The organism is Cellulosimicrobium sp. JZ28 (assembly GCF_015327065.1).
GTDB lineage: Bacteria > Actinomycetota > Actinomycetes > Actinomycetales > Cellulomonadaceae > Cellulosimicrobium > Cellulosimicrobium funkei.
In genome coordinates this window covers 908525-925056 of record NZ_CP017660.1, presented here as the reverse complement: position 1 = coordinate 925056, position 16532 = coordinate 908525, and the positions used below count along the sequence as shown (strand labels likewise).

Genomic DNA, 16532 nt, shown 5'->3' with positions numbered 1-16532 from the left:
GCGAGCGTGCCCCGACGGCGCGCGGCCCGTCCTCCCGACGGACCGCGCGCCGTCGGCGTGCCGCGGGCATACGACGCGTCCGCGGAGCGTTCCGCACGGTGGGACTGCCGTCCCGCCGCCCCGGCCCCGATGCGAGGATCGCCCCCATGAGCTCCCCCTCCGACGCTTCGCCCGACCTGCCCGCGACGCTCGCGGAGATCCGCGAGGACTTCCTCGCGATGCCGGAGCGCGAGCGCCTCCAGCTGCTGCTCGAGTTCGCGAACGAGCTGCCCGACCTCCCGAGCGCTACGCGAGCGCGCCCGGTCTGCTGGAGCGGATCGAGGAGTGCCAGTCGCCGGTGCGGGCCTTCGCGGAGGTCGACGACGCGGGCGTCGTGCACTTCTACGCGACCGCCCCGGCCGAGGCCCCCACGACGCGCGGCTTCGCGTCGATCCTCGCGCAGGGCCTCTCGGGCCTGACGGTGCAGGAGGTGCTCGACGTGCCCGACGACTTCCCGATGTCGATCGGCCTGACGCGCGCGGTGAGCCCGCTGCGCATCGGCGGCATGAACGGCATGCTCACGCGCGCCAAGCGCCAGGTCCGCGAGCAGGTAGCGGCCCGCGGCTGACGGAAGTCCCACCCGGACCCGCCGAGCATGCGGTCGTCGCCCGCCCGGCCGCCACGACGGGACACCTCCGCATGGTCGGCGTCAGTCGGTTCGGGCGCGTCAGTCTCGGAGGGCCAGGCGGCGCGCCAGGACGGCGCAGACGACGAGCTGGAGCTGGTGGAAGACGATGACCGGCACCGCCACGACGCCGGCGACCGCGACGGGGAACAGCACGCTCGCCATGGGCAGGCCCGTCGCGAGCGACTTCTTCGACCCGCACATGAGCAGCGCGACCCGGTCCTCGGTCGAGAGCCCCAGCGCCGCGCCGCCCCACCACGTGGCCGCGAGCATCACGGCGAGCACGATCGCGCTGACCACGAGCAGCGCGACGATCGACCACCCGGACACGCTGGACCACACGCCCGCCGAGGACGCCGCCGCGACCGCGCCGAACACCACGACGAGGATCGTGCCGCGGTCGACGCCGAGCGTGAGCCAGCGCCGCGCCCGGACCCAGTCCCCCGCCCAGGGCTGGAGGAGCTGCCCGACGACGAACGGCAGCAGCAGCTGGAGCAGCACCGTGCGCAGGCCGCCGAGCCCGCCCGTGGGGCCGTCGGCTCCCCCGCCGGTCCCCGTCATGAGCCACAGCACGAGCAGCGGGGTGATCACCATGCCCGCGACGTTCGACACCGTCGCGCCGCAGATCGCCCCGGCGACGTTGCCGCGCGCGACGGACGTGAACGCCACGGACGACTGCACGGTCGACGGGAGCAGGGAGAGGTAGAGCATGCCGGCGGCGAGCGGCGCCCCGACGAGCGGCTCGATCGCCCATGCCGTGACGAGCCCGAGCACCGGGAAGACGACGTACGTCGCGGCGAGGATCCCGCCCTGCAGGCGCCAGTTGCGCAGCCCGGCCCAGACCTCTCGCGTGGACAGGCGCATGCCGTAGACGAGGAAGAGGACGGTGACCGCGACGTCCGCGGCGGCGTCGACCACGCGCTGCGCGCCCGGCCCCACGGGCACGACGAGCCCGAGCACGAGCACCACGAGCAGCGTCACGACGAAGGGGTCGACCCACCTGCTCGGGACTGCGCGCACGGGGACCGAGCCTAGCCCGGCGCACGACCCGGGACGGCACCCGGCCGGTCAGAACAGCGTGTAGCCGCCGTCGACCGTGACGACGGCGCCGGTCATGAAGCTCGACGCCGCGCTCGCGAGGAAGACGACGGGCGGCCCGATCTCCTCCGGCTCCGCCCAGCGCTGCATCGCGGCGGGCGCGACGCAGTCGTCGTGGTACTCCGGCCGGTCCACCGGCGACGCCTCGGTGCGCACGTACCCGGGCGCCACCGCGTTCACGCGGATGCCGTGCGGCGCCCACTCGGCGGCGAGGCCCTTGGTGAGCTGGTGCACCGCCGCCTTGGACGCGAGGTACGCGGGCTGCCAGCGGGGCCGGTTGACGATCGACGCGGACATCGAGCCGACGTTGACGATCGTCCCCGGCCGGCCCTGCGCGACGAGCTCCCGGGCGACGGCGCGCGAGCAGTACCAGACGCCGTCGAGGTTGGTGGCGAGCGTGCGGTGCCAGACGTCGTCGCCGATCTCGAGGGCCGCGCCGCCGATCGACACGCCCGCGTTGTTGACGAGCAGGTCGACCGTGCCGAGGTCGGCGGCGGCGCGCACGACGACGTCGTCCACCTGCAAGCGGTCGGTGACGTCGAGCACGTAGCCGCGGGCGTCGGTGCCGGCCTCCCGGAGCGCGGCGGCGGCCTCGTCGGCCGCCGCCGGGGTGGTCGCCGTGACCGCGACGCGGGCCCCCGCCTCGCCGAGCGCGCGGGCGACGGCGCGCCCGATGCCGCGGCTGCCGCCGGTGAGCAGGGCCGTGCGGCCGACGAGCGAGAACGAGTCGAGGACGGTCACGCGGGACAGTCGACCACGGGGCGCGTCAGAAGTCGAAGAGGTCCTCGAGCCACGACTCCTTCTTCTTGCGCTTGCGGTAGCGGGGGTCGTAGCCGTCGCGGCCGTCGTACCGGCGGTCCCGGTCGTCGCGGTACCGGTCGTCGCGGGAGCGCTCGTCGTACCGGTCGTCGCGGTACCGGTCGTCGCGGTAGCGGTCGCGGTCGTCCTCGCGGCGGTCGCCGTACCGCTCCCCGGAGCGCGGGGCGGGGCTGCCGTAGTCCACGGCGGCGGCCGGCGGGTACGACGTCGGGGCGGGCGCGGCAGGGGCGGGCGGCGCGGCGGCGGCCGGACCCGCGGCCTCGGCGGCGATCTCGCCCTCCACCGAGCGGTCGATGATCTTGTCCAGCTCGCCGCGGTCGAGCCACACGCCGCGGCACGTGGGGCAGTAGTCGATCTCCACGCCCTTGCGCTCGGTCATGACGAGCACGGTCTGGTCGGTGGGGCACAGCATGTCTGCCTCCTCGCGAGATGGGCCGGGCGCGGTCGGCGCCCGCACCGGTACTGCGCAGTCCAACGCGGCTCCGGCGCGAGCGGTTCCCGGCCGGGCAGGCTGCCGGTGCGGCTCAGCCCGTGCGGCGCTCGCTCGCGAGGCGGTCGCGCAGCTCGTCGGCGAGGTGCACCTCGTCGTCGAGGGCGGCGAGCGCGTCGGCCACGCGCGGGAGGAAGTCGGCCCCGGCGCGGAACCACTCCACGCCCTCGAGGAACCGTGCGGCGGCCGCGTCGTCGTGCAGGGCCAGCGCGAGGTCGGCACGGAGCACCAGGGCGCGGAACCGGACGCGCTCGGCGACGGTGCGGGTCCGCACGCCCTCGGCGGCGAAGGCCCGGTCCAGGACCTGGGCGGCACCGGCCGGGTCTCCCGCCGCGCGGAGGATGCGCGCGTGCTCCAGGGCTCGACCCAGGTCCGGCGGTTCCTCGGCGCCGCGGCGGGGCAGCCCGGGCACGAAGGCCCCACCAGCCACGCCGTACCTCCCGCCTCCCGCCGACAGCGCGCCCACACTAACCCTGGACGTGCGGCCCGGCACGGCGGGAGACGGGAGGTCGACGGGTCAGCGCTGCACGCGCGCGCTGCCGCCCGACGCGAGCTTGCGGACCTCGGCGAGGGACGCCGTCGATGTGTCGCCGGGGGTCGTCATCGCGAGCGCCCCGTGCGCCGCGCCGTACTCGACGGCCTCCTGGATCGAGCCGAGCTCCATGAGCCCGTACGCGAGGCCCGACGCGAACGAGTCGCCGCCGCCCACGCGGTCGAGGATCTCCAGGCCGGGGCGGTGCGTCGCCTCCGCGAAGCCCTGCACGCGCGACCACGCGATCGCGCCCCAGTCGTTGACCGTCGCGGTCCGCACCCCGCGCAGCGTCGTCGCGACGACCTGGAAGTTCGGGTACTCCTCGGCCGCGCGCGTGATCATCGCGCGGAACGCGGACGTGTCGAGGTCGGTGAGGTTCTCGTCGACGCCCTCGACCTCGAACCCGAGCGACGCGGTGAAGTCCTCCTCGTTGCCGATCATCACGTCGACGTACCGCGCCAGGCGGCGGTTCACCTCCTGCGCGCGCTCGACGCCGCCGATGCCCTTCCACAGCGAGGGGCGGTAGTTGAGGTCGTAGGAGACGACCGTGCCGTGACGGCGGGCGGCGGCCATGGCCGCCTCCGCGACGTCGGCGGACGACTCCGACAGCGCGGCGAAGATGCCCCCGGTGTGGAACCACCGGACGCCGCTGCCGAACACGGCGTCCCAGTCGACGTCGTCGGGCCGGAGCTGGGCGATCGCGGTGTTGCCGCGGTCGGAGACGCCGACCGCGCCGCGCACCCCGAAGCCGCGCTCGGTAAAGTTGAGCCCGTTGCGCACCGTGCGGCCGATGCCGTCGTCCTCGCGCCACCGGACCCAGCGCGTGTCGAGGCCGCCCGTCAGCATGAGGTCCTCGACGAGGCGCCCGACCTCGTTGTCCGCGAGCGCGGTGACGATCGCGCCGCGCAGGCCGAACGCGCGGCGCAGGCCGCGCGCGACGTTGTACTCGCCGCCGCCCTCCCACACGTCGAAGCGGCGGGCCGTCTTGATGCGGCGCTCCCCCGGGTCGAGGCGCAGCATGACCTCGCCGAGCGCGACGACGTCGTAGGCGCAGTCGGCCGCGGGGCGGACGGCGAGCGGGGCGCGGGCGGTGGTCGTGTCGGTCATGGGTCAGGCTCCTTCGGCGGGGTGGGGGGCGGTCGCGGCGAGTGCGACGGCCTCGCGCGTGCGGCGCGTGATCTCGGCGGTGTCGCCCGCGCGCACGAGCGCGGCGTCGACCATCCAGGAGCCGCCGGCGGCGAGCACGGCGGGCAGGGCGAGGTAGTCGAGCAGGTTGGCGGCGCTCACGCCGCCGGTCGGCACGAACCGCAGGCCGGGGAACGGCGCGGAGAACGCCTTGACCGCGGCCGGCCCGCCGACGACGTTCGCGGGGAACAGCTTGACGACGTCGAGGCCGAGGTCGAGCGCGGCGATGACGTCCGACGGCGTCGCGACGCCGGGGACGACGGGCACGCCGAGCTCCTGGGCGCGACGCACGACCCCGGCGGAGAGGCCGGGCGAGACGAGGAACCGCGCCCCGGCGTCGACGGCCTCGTCGACCTGGGCGGCCGTGACGACGGTGCCCGCCCCGACCAGCACGTCGGGCACCTCGCGCGCGACCGCCTCGATCGCCGCGCGCGCCCCGGCGGTCCGGAACGTGACCTCGGCGACGGGCAGGCCCCCGTCGCGCAGCGCGCTCGCGACGAGGACGCCCTGCGCCGCGTCGTCGACCACGACGACCGGTACGACGCGGGCACGGGCGATCCCCTCCAGGGGTCCCAGGGGTGACATCCAGGCTCCGTTTCGCTATGGTGAACACGTGTTGTTCACTACGGAACGCACTCTAGGCGAAGGAGTCACCATGGCGGAAGCCGGCCGTGCGCCGTCGGGCACCCCGGGGTCGGCCGAGAGCCCGCTCGGCAGCGTCGACAAGGCCCTCGTCGCGCTCGAGGCGCTCGCCGCGGCCGGCCCCGACGGCGTCGCGCTCGGGGACCTCGCGCGCTCGCTCGGGCTGCACAAGGCGTCGCTGCACCGCACGCTCGCGGCCCTGCGGTTCCGCGGGTACGCCGAGCAGGACGCCACGACCGGCGACTACCGCCTCGGCCCCGCGGCGACGGCGCTCGCGACGGTCTACCTCGGCGAGGAGAACCTCCCCGCGCTCCTGCACCCGGTGCTCGTCGCGGTGTGCCGCGCGACCGACGAGCTCGTGCACCTCGGCACCCTCGCCGGGACCGAGATCGTCTACCTCGACAAGGTCGAGCCTGCGCGCGCCGTCCGCGTCTGGTCGGCCGTCGGGCGGCGCCGCCCGGCGGCGACCACCGCGCTCGGGCGCGCGCTGCTCTCCCAGCGGACCCTCGACGACGGCGCGCTCGCCTGGTACGCCGCCGCTGCGCCCGAGGACCACCCCGTCACGCCCGCCGCGCTGCGCGCGACGTGCGAGGCCACGCGCGCGACGGGGTTCGCCACGGAGACGGAGGAGAACGAGCCGGGCATCAGCTGCGTCGCCGTCCCGGTCCTGCGCGCCGGGCAGCCGGTCGCCGCCGTGAGCGTCACGGCGCCCGCCGAGCGGCTCGGCCCGCGACGACGGCGGGAGATCGAGGCGGTCCTGCGGGAGGTCGTGCCGCCCCTGCTGCCCCCGACCCTGGCGGTGCCCGAGGCCGCGCTCCGCGGGGCCGGCGACGGGGCGACCCGCCGACCGGCGACGGACGCCGCGCTGTGAGAGAGTTCAACCGCAGCACGACGGAATGACGGAAGGGCCCGCGCGATGACCGTCCTCGTGGCGTACAACGACTCCCCGCAGGGCGAGACCGCATTCCGGGCGGCCGTCGCCGAGGCGGTCCACCGCTCGACCGCGCTCGCGGTCCTCGTGCTCACGCCGCAGGACGCCGACGCGGGCGTGCCCGCCAGCCTCGCGCACCTGCTCGACACGCTCCCCGCCCAGGTCGCGCGCCCCGAGGTGTCGTACCGCCCCGAGCACCGCGACCCGGCCGAGGCGATCATCGACGAGGCCGAGCGCACGACCCCCGACCTCGTCGTCGTGGGGGCGCGCAAGCGCTCGCCTGTCGGCAAGTTCCTGCTCGGCAGCACCACGCAGCGCGTCCTGCTGGACTCGCCCGTCCCCGTGCTCGTCGTCAAGGCGTCCCACTGACGGACGCCGTCGCGCGGCCGCCCGGTCGCCCGGACGGCCGCGCCACCCGGCTCAGCCCTGCGCGACGGCGGCCCGCAGCCCGTCGACGAGCGGCGTCGTCGGGCGGCCCAGGAGCCGGCGCAGGTCCTCGGTGACCTCGGCGAGGAGGCCGTCGCGGATGTTGCCGTCCAGCGCGACGACGAACCCCGCCGTCCCCTCGTCCAGGCCGGCGCCGAGCAGGAGCGCACGGTGCTCGTCGGGCGACACGCGCCGGTAGACGACGGCGCGCCCGAGCACCTCGGCCGCCGCGGCGGCCAGGTCGTCGTACGTCCACGCGACGTCGCCGCTCAGCTCGTACACGGCGCCCGCGTGCGCGGACGCGTCCTCGTGCGCGGCGAGCGCGACGACGGCCGCCGCCTCGGCGAAGTCCGCGCGGCTCGCGCTCGCGACGCGGCCGTCGCCCACGCTCGCGACGATCTCGCCGGACTCACGCGCGCCGAGCACGTCGCCGACGTAGTTCTCGGTGTACCAGTTGTTGCGCAGCACCGTCGTGGCGAGGCCCGAGGCGGCGAGGAGCTCCTCGGTCGCCTTGTGCTCGGGCGCGAGCACGAGCGCGGACGTCGTCGCGTGCGGGGCGCTCGTGTAGACGACGCGCGCGACCCCGGCGGCCCGCGCGGCGTCGACGACGTTGCGGTGCTGCTCGACGCGCTGCCCCACCTCGGAACCGGAGACGAGCACGAGGACGTCCACCCCGGCGAGCGCCGGGCCGAGCGTCTCGGGCCGTGCGTAGTCGGCCTCGCGGACCTCGACGCCGCGGTCGGCGAGGTCCGCGACCTTGGCGGTCGTGCGCGCGAGCGCGACGACCTGGGACGCGTCGGCCCCGCGGGCGAGGAGGGACTCGACGACGAGGCGGCCGAGGTGGCCGCTGGCTCCGGTGACGGCGATGGACATGCGCGGGCTCCTTCGAGTGCGGGGTGCGCGGCCGGTCGGCCGCACGACCACCAGCATGCGCTTACTTTTCGTAAGTGCAAACCAGTAGAGCGTGCGTTCTATCTCACAGCACTCTCCGCGCGAACGCGCCGTATCCTGGGGCGATGACGACCGACGCCCGCCCCGCGGAGGACACCGGACCCACCGACGCGATGGTGGCCGACGTCTTCCAGCGCGGCTGCACCTCGCGCCACGTGCTCGAGGCGGTGACCGGACGCTGGGGCGTGCTCACGGTCGCGGGCCTGCGCGACGGCGCGGTGCGCTTCAACGCGCTCCGCCGCCGCATCGACGGGGTCAGCGAGAAGATGCTCGCGCAGACCCTCCAGTCCCTCGAGCGCGACGGCATCGTCGTGCGCGAGGTGCGGGCGAGCATCCCGCCCCACGTCGAGTACTCCCTCACCGACCTCGGGCGCCGCGTCGCGGACAGCCTCTCGGGGCTCATCGACGTCCTCGAGGGCGCGGTCGACGAGGTGTCGGCGTCCCAGCGCGCGTACGACGCGCGCCGGGACTGACCAGCTCACGTCTGCGAGCGCAGGTACCACCAGACGAGCGCGGCGACCACGAGCAGGCCCGCGACGACCGCGAGCACGATCTTGCCGACGCTGTAGGGGCGCCGCCCGACCACCTGTCCCGTGTTCGCGTTGACCATCACCTGCCACTGCCTGCCCGCGTAGACGTACGTCGCGACCCACAGCGGCAGGAGCACGAGCTTGAACATCACGTCGGCGTACGCGGTGCGGACCGACGCCACCCGCTGCTCGTCGCCGCCGATGTCGCGCTCGACGTCCCGCCGGATCACGGGCGCCATCTGCTGCTGCGCCCGCTCGAGCCCGACGGGCGGCTCGACCTCGTAGCGAGCCGCCGCGAACCCCGCGAGGTACTCGGCGCGGAAGGGCACGGCCTGCGCGAGCGGCCACGGCCCGAGCCGGGCGAGGTCGCGCTCGGCGACCTGGGACGACGCGGGCACGAGCACGTCGTCGAAGTCGCGCTCGACGTGCCCCGCGACGTACGTCCAGCTCACGCGCCGCTCCTGGCGCTCCTGGTCCCCCTGCTTCACGGTGACGTAGTACGCGTCGCCGCGCTGGCCCGTGTACGCGGACGACGTGCGCGCGTCGAACGTCCAGTGCGGCACGTACGAGCCGTGCAGCGACTCGGTGTCGCCCACCTTCTTCAGCTCGCCCGGCGCGAACCAGCGCGAGCGCACCCACCGCCGGAACGCCTCGCGCGCCTGCGCCTGCTCGACGCCGAACGGCACGACCGCCTCCGGCTGCACGAGCCCGTCGGCCTCCGCCGCGACGACGAGGTGGCCCCCGCAGAAGCGGCACGCGACGGACAGGTCCGCGCCCTGCGTCGTCGCGCCGCAGCCGTCGCACACGAGCGAGCGCGCGTCGAGCAGACCGGCGCGCACGCCGCCCTGGGCCGCGGCCCACGCGTCGAACGAGTGCTCGTCGACGGCGTCGCCCACGGCGTGCACGATGTCGACCGTGCCCCCGCACGCGACGCAGCGCAGGTGCTGCGTGCCCGGCGCGTACGCGAGCTGCGACCCGCACGCGTCGCAGCGCGTGCGGACCAGCTCGCCGGGGATGTCGCTCACCGTCAGCCCGCCGCCGGGTCGCCGGAGGTGCCCGTCGGGGGCAGCGGCGGCGGGGTCGCGGCGAACAGCGGCGCGAGCGCCGGGACCTGCCCGGCGGGCGTCCACGCGTCCATGCCCTGCTGCCAGACGAGCGACCCGCGCGTCAGGGCACCGGACCGGACGTGGCCCGCGAGGTCCGCCGTCGTGCCGGGACCGGCCTGCGCGCCGTCCACGGCCCAGTACCAGGGCGACTCCGCGGCGGGCAGCGGCGGCGGGCCGGCGGGCGCCGCCGGGGCCTGCGACGTCCCGAGCGACTGCGCGAGCTGCTGCCCCATGGCGGCCCCGAGGCCCATGCCCGCACCGAGGCCCAGGCCGTCGCCCGCCCCGCCGGGGTTCCCCGCCGCGGTCTCGATCGCGTTCGCCGCCTGGAACCTCGTGTACTGGTCGAGGTTCCCGACGACCGCCATCTGGGTCCGCTTGTCGAGCGCCGCCTCGACCTCGGGCGGGAAGGAGACGTTCTCGAGCACGAAGCGCCGGACGGCGATGCCGTACTCCGACAGGTCCTCCGAGAGCTGGCCCGCGAGGCGCGTGGCGATCTGGCCCTGGTTCGCGGCGAGGTCGACCGCCGCGACGCCGGCCTCCGCGAGCGCCGGCCCGAGCTGGCCGACCACGAGGCGGCGGAAGTAGTCGCCGATCTCGTCGGTGCGGAACTGCGGGTCGGTGCCCACGAGCTGGCGCAGCAGCGCCGCCGGGTCGACGACCTGCAGGGCGTACGTGCCGAACGCGCGCAGGCGGACCGCGCCGAGCTCCGGGTCGCGCAGGATCACCGGGTTCTGCGTGCCCCACGTGAGGTCGGTGAGCTGGCGCGTCGTGACGAAGTAGACCTCCGCCTTGAACGGTGAGTTGAACCCGTGCTTCCAGCCCTGCAGCGTCGACAGGATCGGCAGGTTCTTGGTCTCGAGCGTGTACGTGCCCGGCCCGAACACGTCGGCGAGCCGGCCCTCGCTGACGAAGACGGCGCTCTGCCCCTCCCGCACGACGAGCTTCGCCTGGTTCTTGATCTCGTTGCCCTGGCGCGGGAAGCGCCAGACGATCGTGTCCCGGCTCTCGTCGAGGAACTCGACGATGTCGATCAGCTGGCCGCGCAGCTTCTCCATGAAGCTCATCCGGACTCCTTCGCTCGTCGTGCGGGACGGCCGCGGGCAACCTGGTCGACGGGCGCGCGGCCCGCCGCGGTCGCCCCCGGCGCGCCGAGCATAGCGGCATCCCAGCCTGCCGATGAAACCGCCAAGGGTTGGTAAAACCAACTGGTCGCCGCGCGGTCGCGTGCGGCCCGACGAAACCCCGGTGACTCCCCACGGACGAGGCCGCCCGAGGAGCGGCCCCGGGCTCGGCGGCACCTATCCTGGCCAGGTGCCGACCCCGCCGACGACCGCGCCAGCGACGCCCACCGTCGCCGTCCTCCTCGCGGCCGGGGCCGGGACGCGCCTCGGGCGCGGGCCCAAGGCGCTGCTCCCCCACCGCGGCGGCACGCTCGTCGAGCACGCGACGGCGACCCTGCTCGCGGGCGGGTGCGACGCCGTCGTCGTGGTGCTCGGCGCCGGGGCCGCGCGCGTGCGGGCCGGGTCGTCGCTCGACGAGCCCGGGGTGCGCGTCGTCGACAACCCCGACTGGGCCACCGGGATGGCGTCGTCCCTGCGGGTCGGCGTCGCCGCCGCTCTCGACCTCGTCCCCGCCCGGGTCGTCGTGGCGCACGTGGACCAGCCCGGCGTCGGGCCCGACGACGTCGCGCGCCTCCTCGCCGCGCACCGCCCCGGGCGCGTGACCGCGTCGCGGTGGCTCGCCGGGGGCGCCGCGGAGGACGCTGCCGAAGACGCTGCGGGGGCGGACCGCCCTCGGTGGGCGCACCCGCTCGTCCTCGACGCCGCGCTCGCGGGGCCCGCCGCCGCGAGCGCCCGCGGCGACCACGGAGCGCGCGACTTCCTGCGCGCCCACGCCGACCTGGTCGACGTCGTCGACCACCCCGGCGACGGCCGCGACCTCGACACCGCGGCCGACCTCGACCTCCTGGACGGCCCCGCCCCCCGCTGAGTGCGGGAACAGTCGCGCCGACCGGCGTCGGACGGGAATGCTCCCCGCACTCAGCGGGTGGGGGTGGCGGCCTTGATGCCCAGGTAGACGCGGTCGCGCGCGAGCGGGAGCTCGGTGAACCGCACGCCCGTCGCGGCGCGGATGGCGTTGGCGAGCGCGGGTGCGACGGGGTTGAACGGGCTCTCGCTCATCGACTTCGCGCCCATCGGGCCGACCGTGTCCGACGTCCGCGCGAAGTACACCTCGCTGCGCGGGGTGTCCGCGAACGTGGGCAGGTGGTACTGGCGGAAGATGTCCGTCGTCACGCGGCCCGTCTCGTCGACCACCACGTTCTCGTAGAGCGCCGCGCCGAGGGCCTGGGCGATGCCGCCCTCGACCTGACCGCGGCACTGGCGCGGGTTGACGACCTCCCCGGCGTCCGCGGCCTGGACGGACTGGAGGATGCGGATCTCCCCCGTCCCGCGGTGCACCGCGACGCGGAAGCCGTGGACGTTGAACGCGACCGAGCGCGGGGTGCCACCCCAGCGACCCTCGGCGACGAGCGCGATCCCGGCGTCGTCGGCGGCGCGCGCGACGTCGGCCAGCGGCAGCACCGTCCCGGCGCAGTCGACGCCGCCGGGCACGAGCCGGCAGTCGCCGGGCGCGGCGCCAGCGACCCCGGCCGCGACCTTGAGCACCGCCTCGGCCAGGTCCTGCGCGGCGGCGAGCGACGCCTTGCCCGCGACGACCGTGCCGGTGGAGCCGAACGCCCCGGTGTCGTGCTCGACGAGGTCGGTGTCGGACTGCCGCACGACGACGTCGGCGGCGTCCTGCCCCAGCGCGCTCGCGACGAGCTGGGCGTGGACGGTCGTCGTGCCGTTGCCGAACTCGGCGGTCCCGACCTCGGCCTCGACGACCCCGTCCGGCCGCAGCCGCACGCGCGCGTGCGAGTAGTGCCCGCGGGGCGGGACGGTGTCGATCATGGACAGCGCCGTCCCCTCCCCGACGCCCCACTCCGGGCCGAGGTCCGGGAGCACGTCCGGACCCGACCCGGCGCCCGCGCCGTACGCGGCGACGTCGCGCGCCCGGCCGCGCGCGAGCGCGTCGGCGGCCAGGTCGAGGCACTGGTCGAGCCCGTAGCTGCCGTAGAGCACGTCCTCCTCGGGCGTCGGGTGCGTGGAGAGCATGGGGTCGCCGTCGCGCACGACGTTGCGGCGCCGCAGCTCGACCGGGTCCAGGCCGAGCTGCCGCGCGAGCTCGTCGACCGCGGACTCGACGGCGAAGATCATCTGCGACAGCCCGTACCCGCGGAACGCGCCCGCGGGCACCGTGTTCGTGTAGACGCAGTGGGCGTCGACCTTCTTGTTGTCGCACCGGTAGACGGCGAGGGACTCGCCGCACCCGTGGAACATGACGCCCGGGCCGTGGTTCCCGCACGCCCCGGTGTTGCTGAGGACGTCGAGGTGCAGCGCCGTGAGGGTGCCGTCGCGGCGCGCGCCCGCGCGCACGCGGATGCGGAACGGGTGGCGCGTCGTCGTGCCGACGAACTGCTCGCGGCGCGTGAGCTCGAGCTGCACGGGCCGGCCGAGCCGCATGGTCGCGAGCGCGACGACGTCCTCCGTGAGCACCTCCTGCTTGCCGCCGAACCCGCCGCCCACGCGCTCGCAGTGCACGCGCACGCGCTCCGGGTCGAGGTCGAGGACGCGCGCCAGGTGGCGGCGCGCGAGGAACGGGACCTGCGTGGACGACCGCACGACGAGCCGCCCGTCGTCGTCGAGGGACGCGACGGCGCAGTGCGTCTCGAGCGCGGCGTGCTGCACGCGGTGGGTGCGGTACGTGGCCTCGTGCACGACGTCGGCCTCCGCGAGCCCGCGCTCGACGTCGCCGAGCTCGCTGTGCACCTCGGCGACGACGTTCGCCTCCGGCCGCGAGACGCGCGCGGCGGCGGCGTCGAGCTCGGGGTGCACGAGCGGCGCCCCCGCGGCCATGGCCTCCTCCGGGTCGACGACGGCGGGCAGCGGCGCGTACTCGACGCGGACCCGGCGCACCCCCTCCTCGGCGGCGGCGACGGTCTCGGCGACGACAGCCGCGACCCGCTGGCCGACGTGCCGCACGACGTCGTCGAGGATCCGCGTGTCGTCGGGGTCGTCGGTGAACAGCTCGTGCTGCGCGGTCGAGAACCGCGTCGCGGGCGCGTCCTCGTGCGTGAGGACGGCGTGCACGCCGGGCACCGCGAGCGCGTCCGTCGTGTCGATCGCGACGACGCGCGCGTGCGCGTGCGGCGACCGCACGAGCTTGAGGTGGAGCAGGCCCGGGTAGTCGGCCGGGTCCACGTCGAGCGTGTACCGCACCGTCCCGGTGACGATCCCCCGGCCCGCGGGCGCGGGCACGTCGCGCCCGAACGCCCGGCCCGCCTCGCCAGAGTCCTGGTCCGCCGAGGTCGAGGCCCGGTCCGGCGAGGTAGAGGCCCGGTCGCCGCCCGACGGCGCACGCTCGCCCGTGCCCGGCGCGGTCCCGGTCGTGTCGCCGCGCCCCAGGACCGCGTCCTCGATCGCGCGGTACCCCGTGCAGCGGCACAGGTTGCCCTTGAGGTTGCGCGGCAGGTTCTCGCGCTGCGCGTCGTCGAACGTCGCGGCGGTCATGATCATCCCGGCGGTGCAGAACCCGCACTGGAAGCCCTGCGCGTCGAGGAACTGCTGCTGTACCGGGTGCAGCGCGTCCTGCGGGCCGTGGGGGTCGTGGTCGCACGCGCCCGCCGGCTCGTCCCCGGCGGCACCGCCCGGGCACGACGTCGCCGCGAGCCCCTCGATGGTCGTCACCTCGTGACCCGCCGCGCGCCGCGCGGGGTAGACGCACGAGTGCACCGGGACGCCGTCGACGTGCACGGTGCACGCGCCGCAGTCGCCGCCGTCGCACCCCTTCTTCACGCCGAGCGCGCCCTGCTCGCGCAGGTAGGTGCGCAGGCACTGGCCCGCGCGGGGCTCGGTGCGGGCCGTGCGGCCGTCGATCGTCACCGGCGGGGCCGGGTGCGGGGCGGGCGTCGTCGTCATCGGAGGCCTCCGTCCGAGGTCGTGCCGTCGACGAGCTCCGCGCGGATCTGCTCGCCGAGGCGGTAGGTCATGTCCCGGCGCCACTCGGGCAGCCCGTGGATGTCGTCGTGGTAGAGGTCGGCGGGGATCGCGGCGTCGAGCGTGGCGACGAGGTCGGCGGCGGTGGGCAGCGCGTCCGCCGCGAAGCGGAGCTGCACGGGCCGGCGCGTCGAGGCGGTGACCGTGAGGACGAAGGCGCCCCCGGCGTCGGACGGGTCGACCCGCCCCACGAGCAGCACGCCGGAGCGCCCGAGGTTCGACAGGGACAGGCGGCGGAACGCCGTGCGCGAGCGCAGCGCGTGGTCCGGCAGACGGATCGCGCGCAGGAGTTCCCCGGGCCCGAGCGTGTTGCGCAGCTCGCCCGTGACGAGGTCGACGACGGGCTGCTCCCGGCGGGTGCCGCCCGGCCCCCAGACCTCCGCGACGCCGTCGAGCGCCGCGGTGAGCGAGATCATCGGCCCGGCCGGCAGGGACGTGCAGACGTTGCCCCCCACGGTCGACGTGTTCCAGATCTTGAACGACGCGACGAAGCTGTCGCAGCACGGCCGCACGAGGTCCAGCGCGCGCCACCGGTCGCGCACGGGCGCGGCCTGCGCGCTCTCCTCGAACGCCCACAGCTCGGCGACGGTGCACGTCGCGGCGATCTCGAGGCCCTCGTCGGTGACGGTCAGCGCGGGCCACCCCGCGCTCGTCAGGTCGAGCAGGCGCCGGAGCGTCTCGCTGCCGTAGGAGAACAGGACGGTCCCGCCCGCGAGCCACGCGTCGCCCTCGCGCCAGTCGGCGGGGTCGGCGGTCGGGACGAGGTCGGTGACGGTGCCCAGGTCCATCAGGGGGCCTCCTCGGGGTGGGGGCGGCGCGTCGGTGCACCGTCCGGTCGTGCTGCGGGCTCCGCGTGGAGCGGGCCCGAGCTGCTGCTGAGCGGGACGACGGCGGAGCGCCCGTGCCGGGTGGCGACGAGCTCCGCGGTGATGGAGACGGCGACCTCCTCCGGCGTGACGGCGCCGAGGTCGAGCCCGATGGGCGACCGCAGGCGCGCGAGCGCGGCCTCGCCCACGCCCTCGGCCCGCAGCGCGGCGACGCGCTGGGCGTGCGAGCGGCGCGAGCCCATCGCGCCGACGTACGCTAGCGGGAGGTCCAGCGCGAGCCGCAGGAGCGGCACGTCGAACTTCGCGTCGTGCGTGAGGACGGCGACGGCGGTCTGTGCGTCGAGCCGGCCCGCGGCGGCCTCGGCGGCGAGGTAGCGGTCGGGCCACTCGACGACGACCTCCGCCTCGGGGAAGCGGCGCGGGTCCGCGAACACCTCGCGCGCGTCGACGAGCGTCACGCGGTAGCCGAGGAGCCGGACGTGCCGTACGAGCGCGCCCGCGAAGTCGTTGGCCCCGCACACGAGGAAGCGCGGCGCGGGCAGCCGCGTCTCGACGAGCAGCGTGACGGGCTCGGCCGCCTCGCACGCGTCGCCGGCGACTGCTCCTGCCGGGGCCGGTGCGGCGGCACACCCCGCCGACGGCGACGCGCCCGGGCCGCCGTGCGCCGCGTGCACGGTCGCCGTGCCGCCCGCGCGCAGCACCGCCACGACCTGCGCCGCGGCGGCGGCCAGGCTTTCGGGCCCGACGAGACCGCGCAGCGCCCGGGCGACCGCTGCCTCGTCGGCGGCGCCCGGGTCGTCCACGACGACGGCCGTGCGCGCGCCGCCGTCGATGCGGCGGACGAGCGCCCCGGGCGGGGCGGGCTCGGCTCGCGCCGCGAGCGCGTGCAGGGCGCGCGTCGCGTCGTCGTCGGGGAGCACGGGCTGGACGTGGACGTCGAGCGTCCCGCCGCAGCTCAGCCCGACGGCGAACGCGTCGTCGTCGCTGTACCCGAACGTCTCGCGGTGGCTCGTGCCGGACGCGATCGCGTCGAGCGCTGCGGCGTGGACGGCGCCCTCGACGCACCCGCCGGACAGGCTGCCGAGCACGGCGCCGTCGGCGCGGACCGCCATCGCGGTGCCGACCGGGCGCGGCACGGACCCCGACGCGGCGACCACCGTCGCCACGGCGAAGGGCGGCTGCCCCGGACCGAGCCAGGGGGCGAGCCGGTCGACGATGTGGAGCATCGTGGCCTC

Annotated in this window: 16 protein-coding genes and 1 pseudogene; 5 read left to right on the top strand and 12 right to left on the bottom strand. The window is 76.1% G+C overall.

What is annotated here, in order from left to right:
* The first annotated feature begins 146 nt into the window (after positions 1 to 146).
* Positions 147 to 607: pseudogene (locus BJP59_RS04120) on the top strand (SufE family protein).
* 99 nt (positions 608 to 706) lie between these two features.
* On the opposite strand, the gene BJP59_RS04115 reads toward BJP59_RS04120, so the two are convergent.
* From BJP59_RS04115 to eda, 6 genes are all read right to left on the bottom strand, one after another.
* Positions 707 to 1684 carry a bile acid:sodium symporter family protein gene (locus tag BJP59_RS04115; RefSeq protein WP_194522263.1) on the bottom strand — a complete coding sequence of 326 codons (978 nt, stop codon included), beginning with the start codon at positions 1682 to 1684 and terminating at the stop codon, positions 707 to 709.
* Between the two features lie 48 nt (positions 1685 to 1732).
* Positions 1733 to 2503, bottom strand: a complete 771-nt coding sequence (locus tag BJP59_RS04110) for an SDR family NAD(P)-dependent oxidoreductase (protein ID WP_194522262.1) — start codon at positions 2501 to 2503, stop codon at positions 1733 to 1735.
* A 25-nt stretch (positions 2504 to 2528) separates the two neighbouring features.
* Positions 2529 to 2993 carry a TFIIB-type zinc ribbon-containing protein gene (locus BJP59_RS04105; RefSeq protein ID WP_194522261.1) on the bottom strand — a complete coding sequence of 155 codons (465 nt, stop codon included), beginning with the start codon at positions 2991 to 2993 and terminating at the stop codon, positions 2529 to 2531.
* Between the two features lie 112 nt (positions 2994 to 3105).
* A complete protein-coding gene (locus BJP59_RS04100) occupies positions 3106 to 3501 on the bottom strand; it encodes a hypothetical protein (RefSeq protein WP_143031191.1) in 396 nt (131 codons plus the stop codon).
* 87 nt (positions 3502 to 3588) lie between these two features.
* Positions 3589 to 4710, bottom strand: a complete 1122-nt coding sequence (locus BJP59_RS04095) for a sugar kinase (protein WP_034653729.1) — start codon at positions 4708 to 4710, stop codon at positions 3589 to 3591.
* A 3-nt stretch (positions 4711 to 4713) separates the two neighbouring features.
* On the bottom strand, positions 4714 to 5373 hold the full coding sequence (gene eda / locus BJP59_RS04090) for a bifunctional 4-hydroxy-2-oxoglutarate aldolase/2-dehydro-3-deoxy-phosphogluconate aldolase (RefSeq protein ID WP_194522260.1): 660 nt from the start codon (positions 5371 to 5373) through the stop codon (positions 4714 to 4716).
* Positions 5374 to 5443: 70 nt separating this feature from the next.
* On the opposite strand from eda, the gene BJP59_RS04085 reads away from it, so the two are divergent.
* Both BJP59_RS04085 and BJP59_RS04080 read left to right on the top strand, forming a co-directional pair.
* A complete protein-coding gene (locus BJP59_RS04085; protein WP_194522259.1) occupies positions 5444 to 6301 on the top strand; it encodes an IclR family transcriptional regulator in 858 nt (285 codons plus the stop codon).
* Positions 6302 to 6346: 45 nt separating this feature from the next.
* A complete protein-coding gene (locus tag BJP59_RS04080; protein WP_034653722.1) occupies positions 6347 to 6730 on the top strand; it encodes a universal stress protein in 384 nt (127 codons plus the stop codon).
* A 51-nt stretch (positions 6731 to 6781) separates the two neighbouring features.
* Here BJP59_RS04080 and BJP59_RS04075 read toward each other — a convergent pair whose 3' ends face one another.
* Entirely contained in the window at positions 6782 to 7660 is an 879-nt protein-coding gene (locus tag BJP59_RS04075; RefSeq protein WP_194522258.1) for an NAD(P)H-binding protein, read from the bottom strand.
* Between the two features lie 143 nt (positions 7661 to 7803).
* Here BJP59_RS04075 and BJP59_RS04070 point away from each other — a divergent pair, with 143 nt between their 5' ends.
* Positions 7804 to 8211 (top strand): winged helix-turn-helix transcriptional regulator, encoded by a 408-nt coding sequence (locus BJP59_RS04070; RefSeq protein WP_031316645.1) that lies wholly within the window; start codon positions 7804 to 7806, stop codon positions 8209 to 8211.
* A gap of 5 nt (positions 8212 to 8216) precedes the next feature.
* Here the strand turns inward: BJP59_RS04070 and BJP59_RS04065 are convergent, their stop codons facing one another.
* Positions 8217 to 9293, bottom strand: coding sequence for a hypothetical protein (locus BJP59_RS04065; RefSeq protein WP_194522257.1), 1077 nt, complete (start codon positions 9291 to 9293; stop codon positions 8217 to 8219).
* 2 nt (positions 9294 to 9295) lie between these two features.
* On the bottom strand, positions 9296 to 10438 hold the full coding sequence (locus BJP59_RS04060; protein ID WP_194522256.1) for an SPFH domain-containing protein: 1143 nt from the start codon (positions 10436 to 10438) through the stop codon (positions 9296 to 9298).
* Positions 10439 to 10685: 247 nt separating this feature from the next.
* Between BJP59_RS04060 and BJP59_RS04055 the strand changes: the two genes are divergently transcribed.
* Positions 10686 to 11363 carry a nucleotidyltransferase family protein gene (locus tag BJP59_RS04055; protein WP_228485264.1) on the top strand — a complete coding sequence of 226 codons (678 nt, stop codon included), beginning with the start codon at positions 10686 to 10688 and terminating at the stop codon, positions 11361 to 11363.
* Positions 11364 to 11413: 50 nt separating this feature from the next.
* Here the strand turns inward: BJP59_RS04055 and BJP59_RS04050 are convergent, their stop codons facing one another.
* The 3 genes from BJP59_RS04050 to BJP59_RS04040 are packed head-to-tail and all read right to left on the bottom strand — an operon-like array spanning position 11414 to position 16523.
* Positions 11414 to 14392, bottom strand: a complete 2979-nt coding sequence (locus BJP59_RS04050) for a molybdopterin-dependent oxidoreductase (protein WP_194522254.1) — start codon at positions 14390 to 14392, stop codon at positions 11414 to 11416.
* Positions 14389 to 15258: an FAD binding domain-containing protein gene (locus BJP59_RS04045; RefSeq protein WP_194522253.1), complete on the bottom strand. Its 870-nt coding sequence runs from the start codon at positions 15256 to 15258 to the stop codon at positions 14389 to 14391. Before BJP59_RS04045 ends, BJP59_RS04050 begins: the two co-directional genes overlap by 4 nt.
* Complete coding sequence (locus tag BJP59_RS04040) at positions 15258 to 16523, bottom strand: XdhC family protein (protein WP_194522252.1); 1266 nt, start codon at positions 16521 to 16523, stop codon at positions 15258 to 15260. The genes BJP59_RS04045 and BJP59_RS04040 overlap by 1 nt, the downstream gene beginning before the upstream one ends.
* Positions 16524 to 16532: the final 9 nt, after the last annotated feature.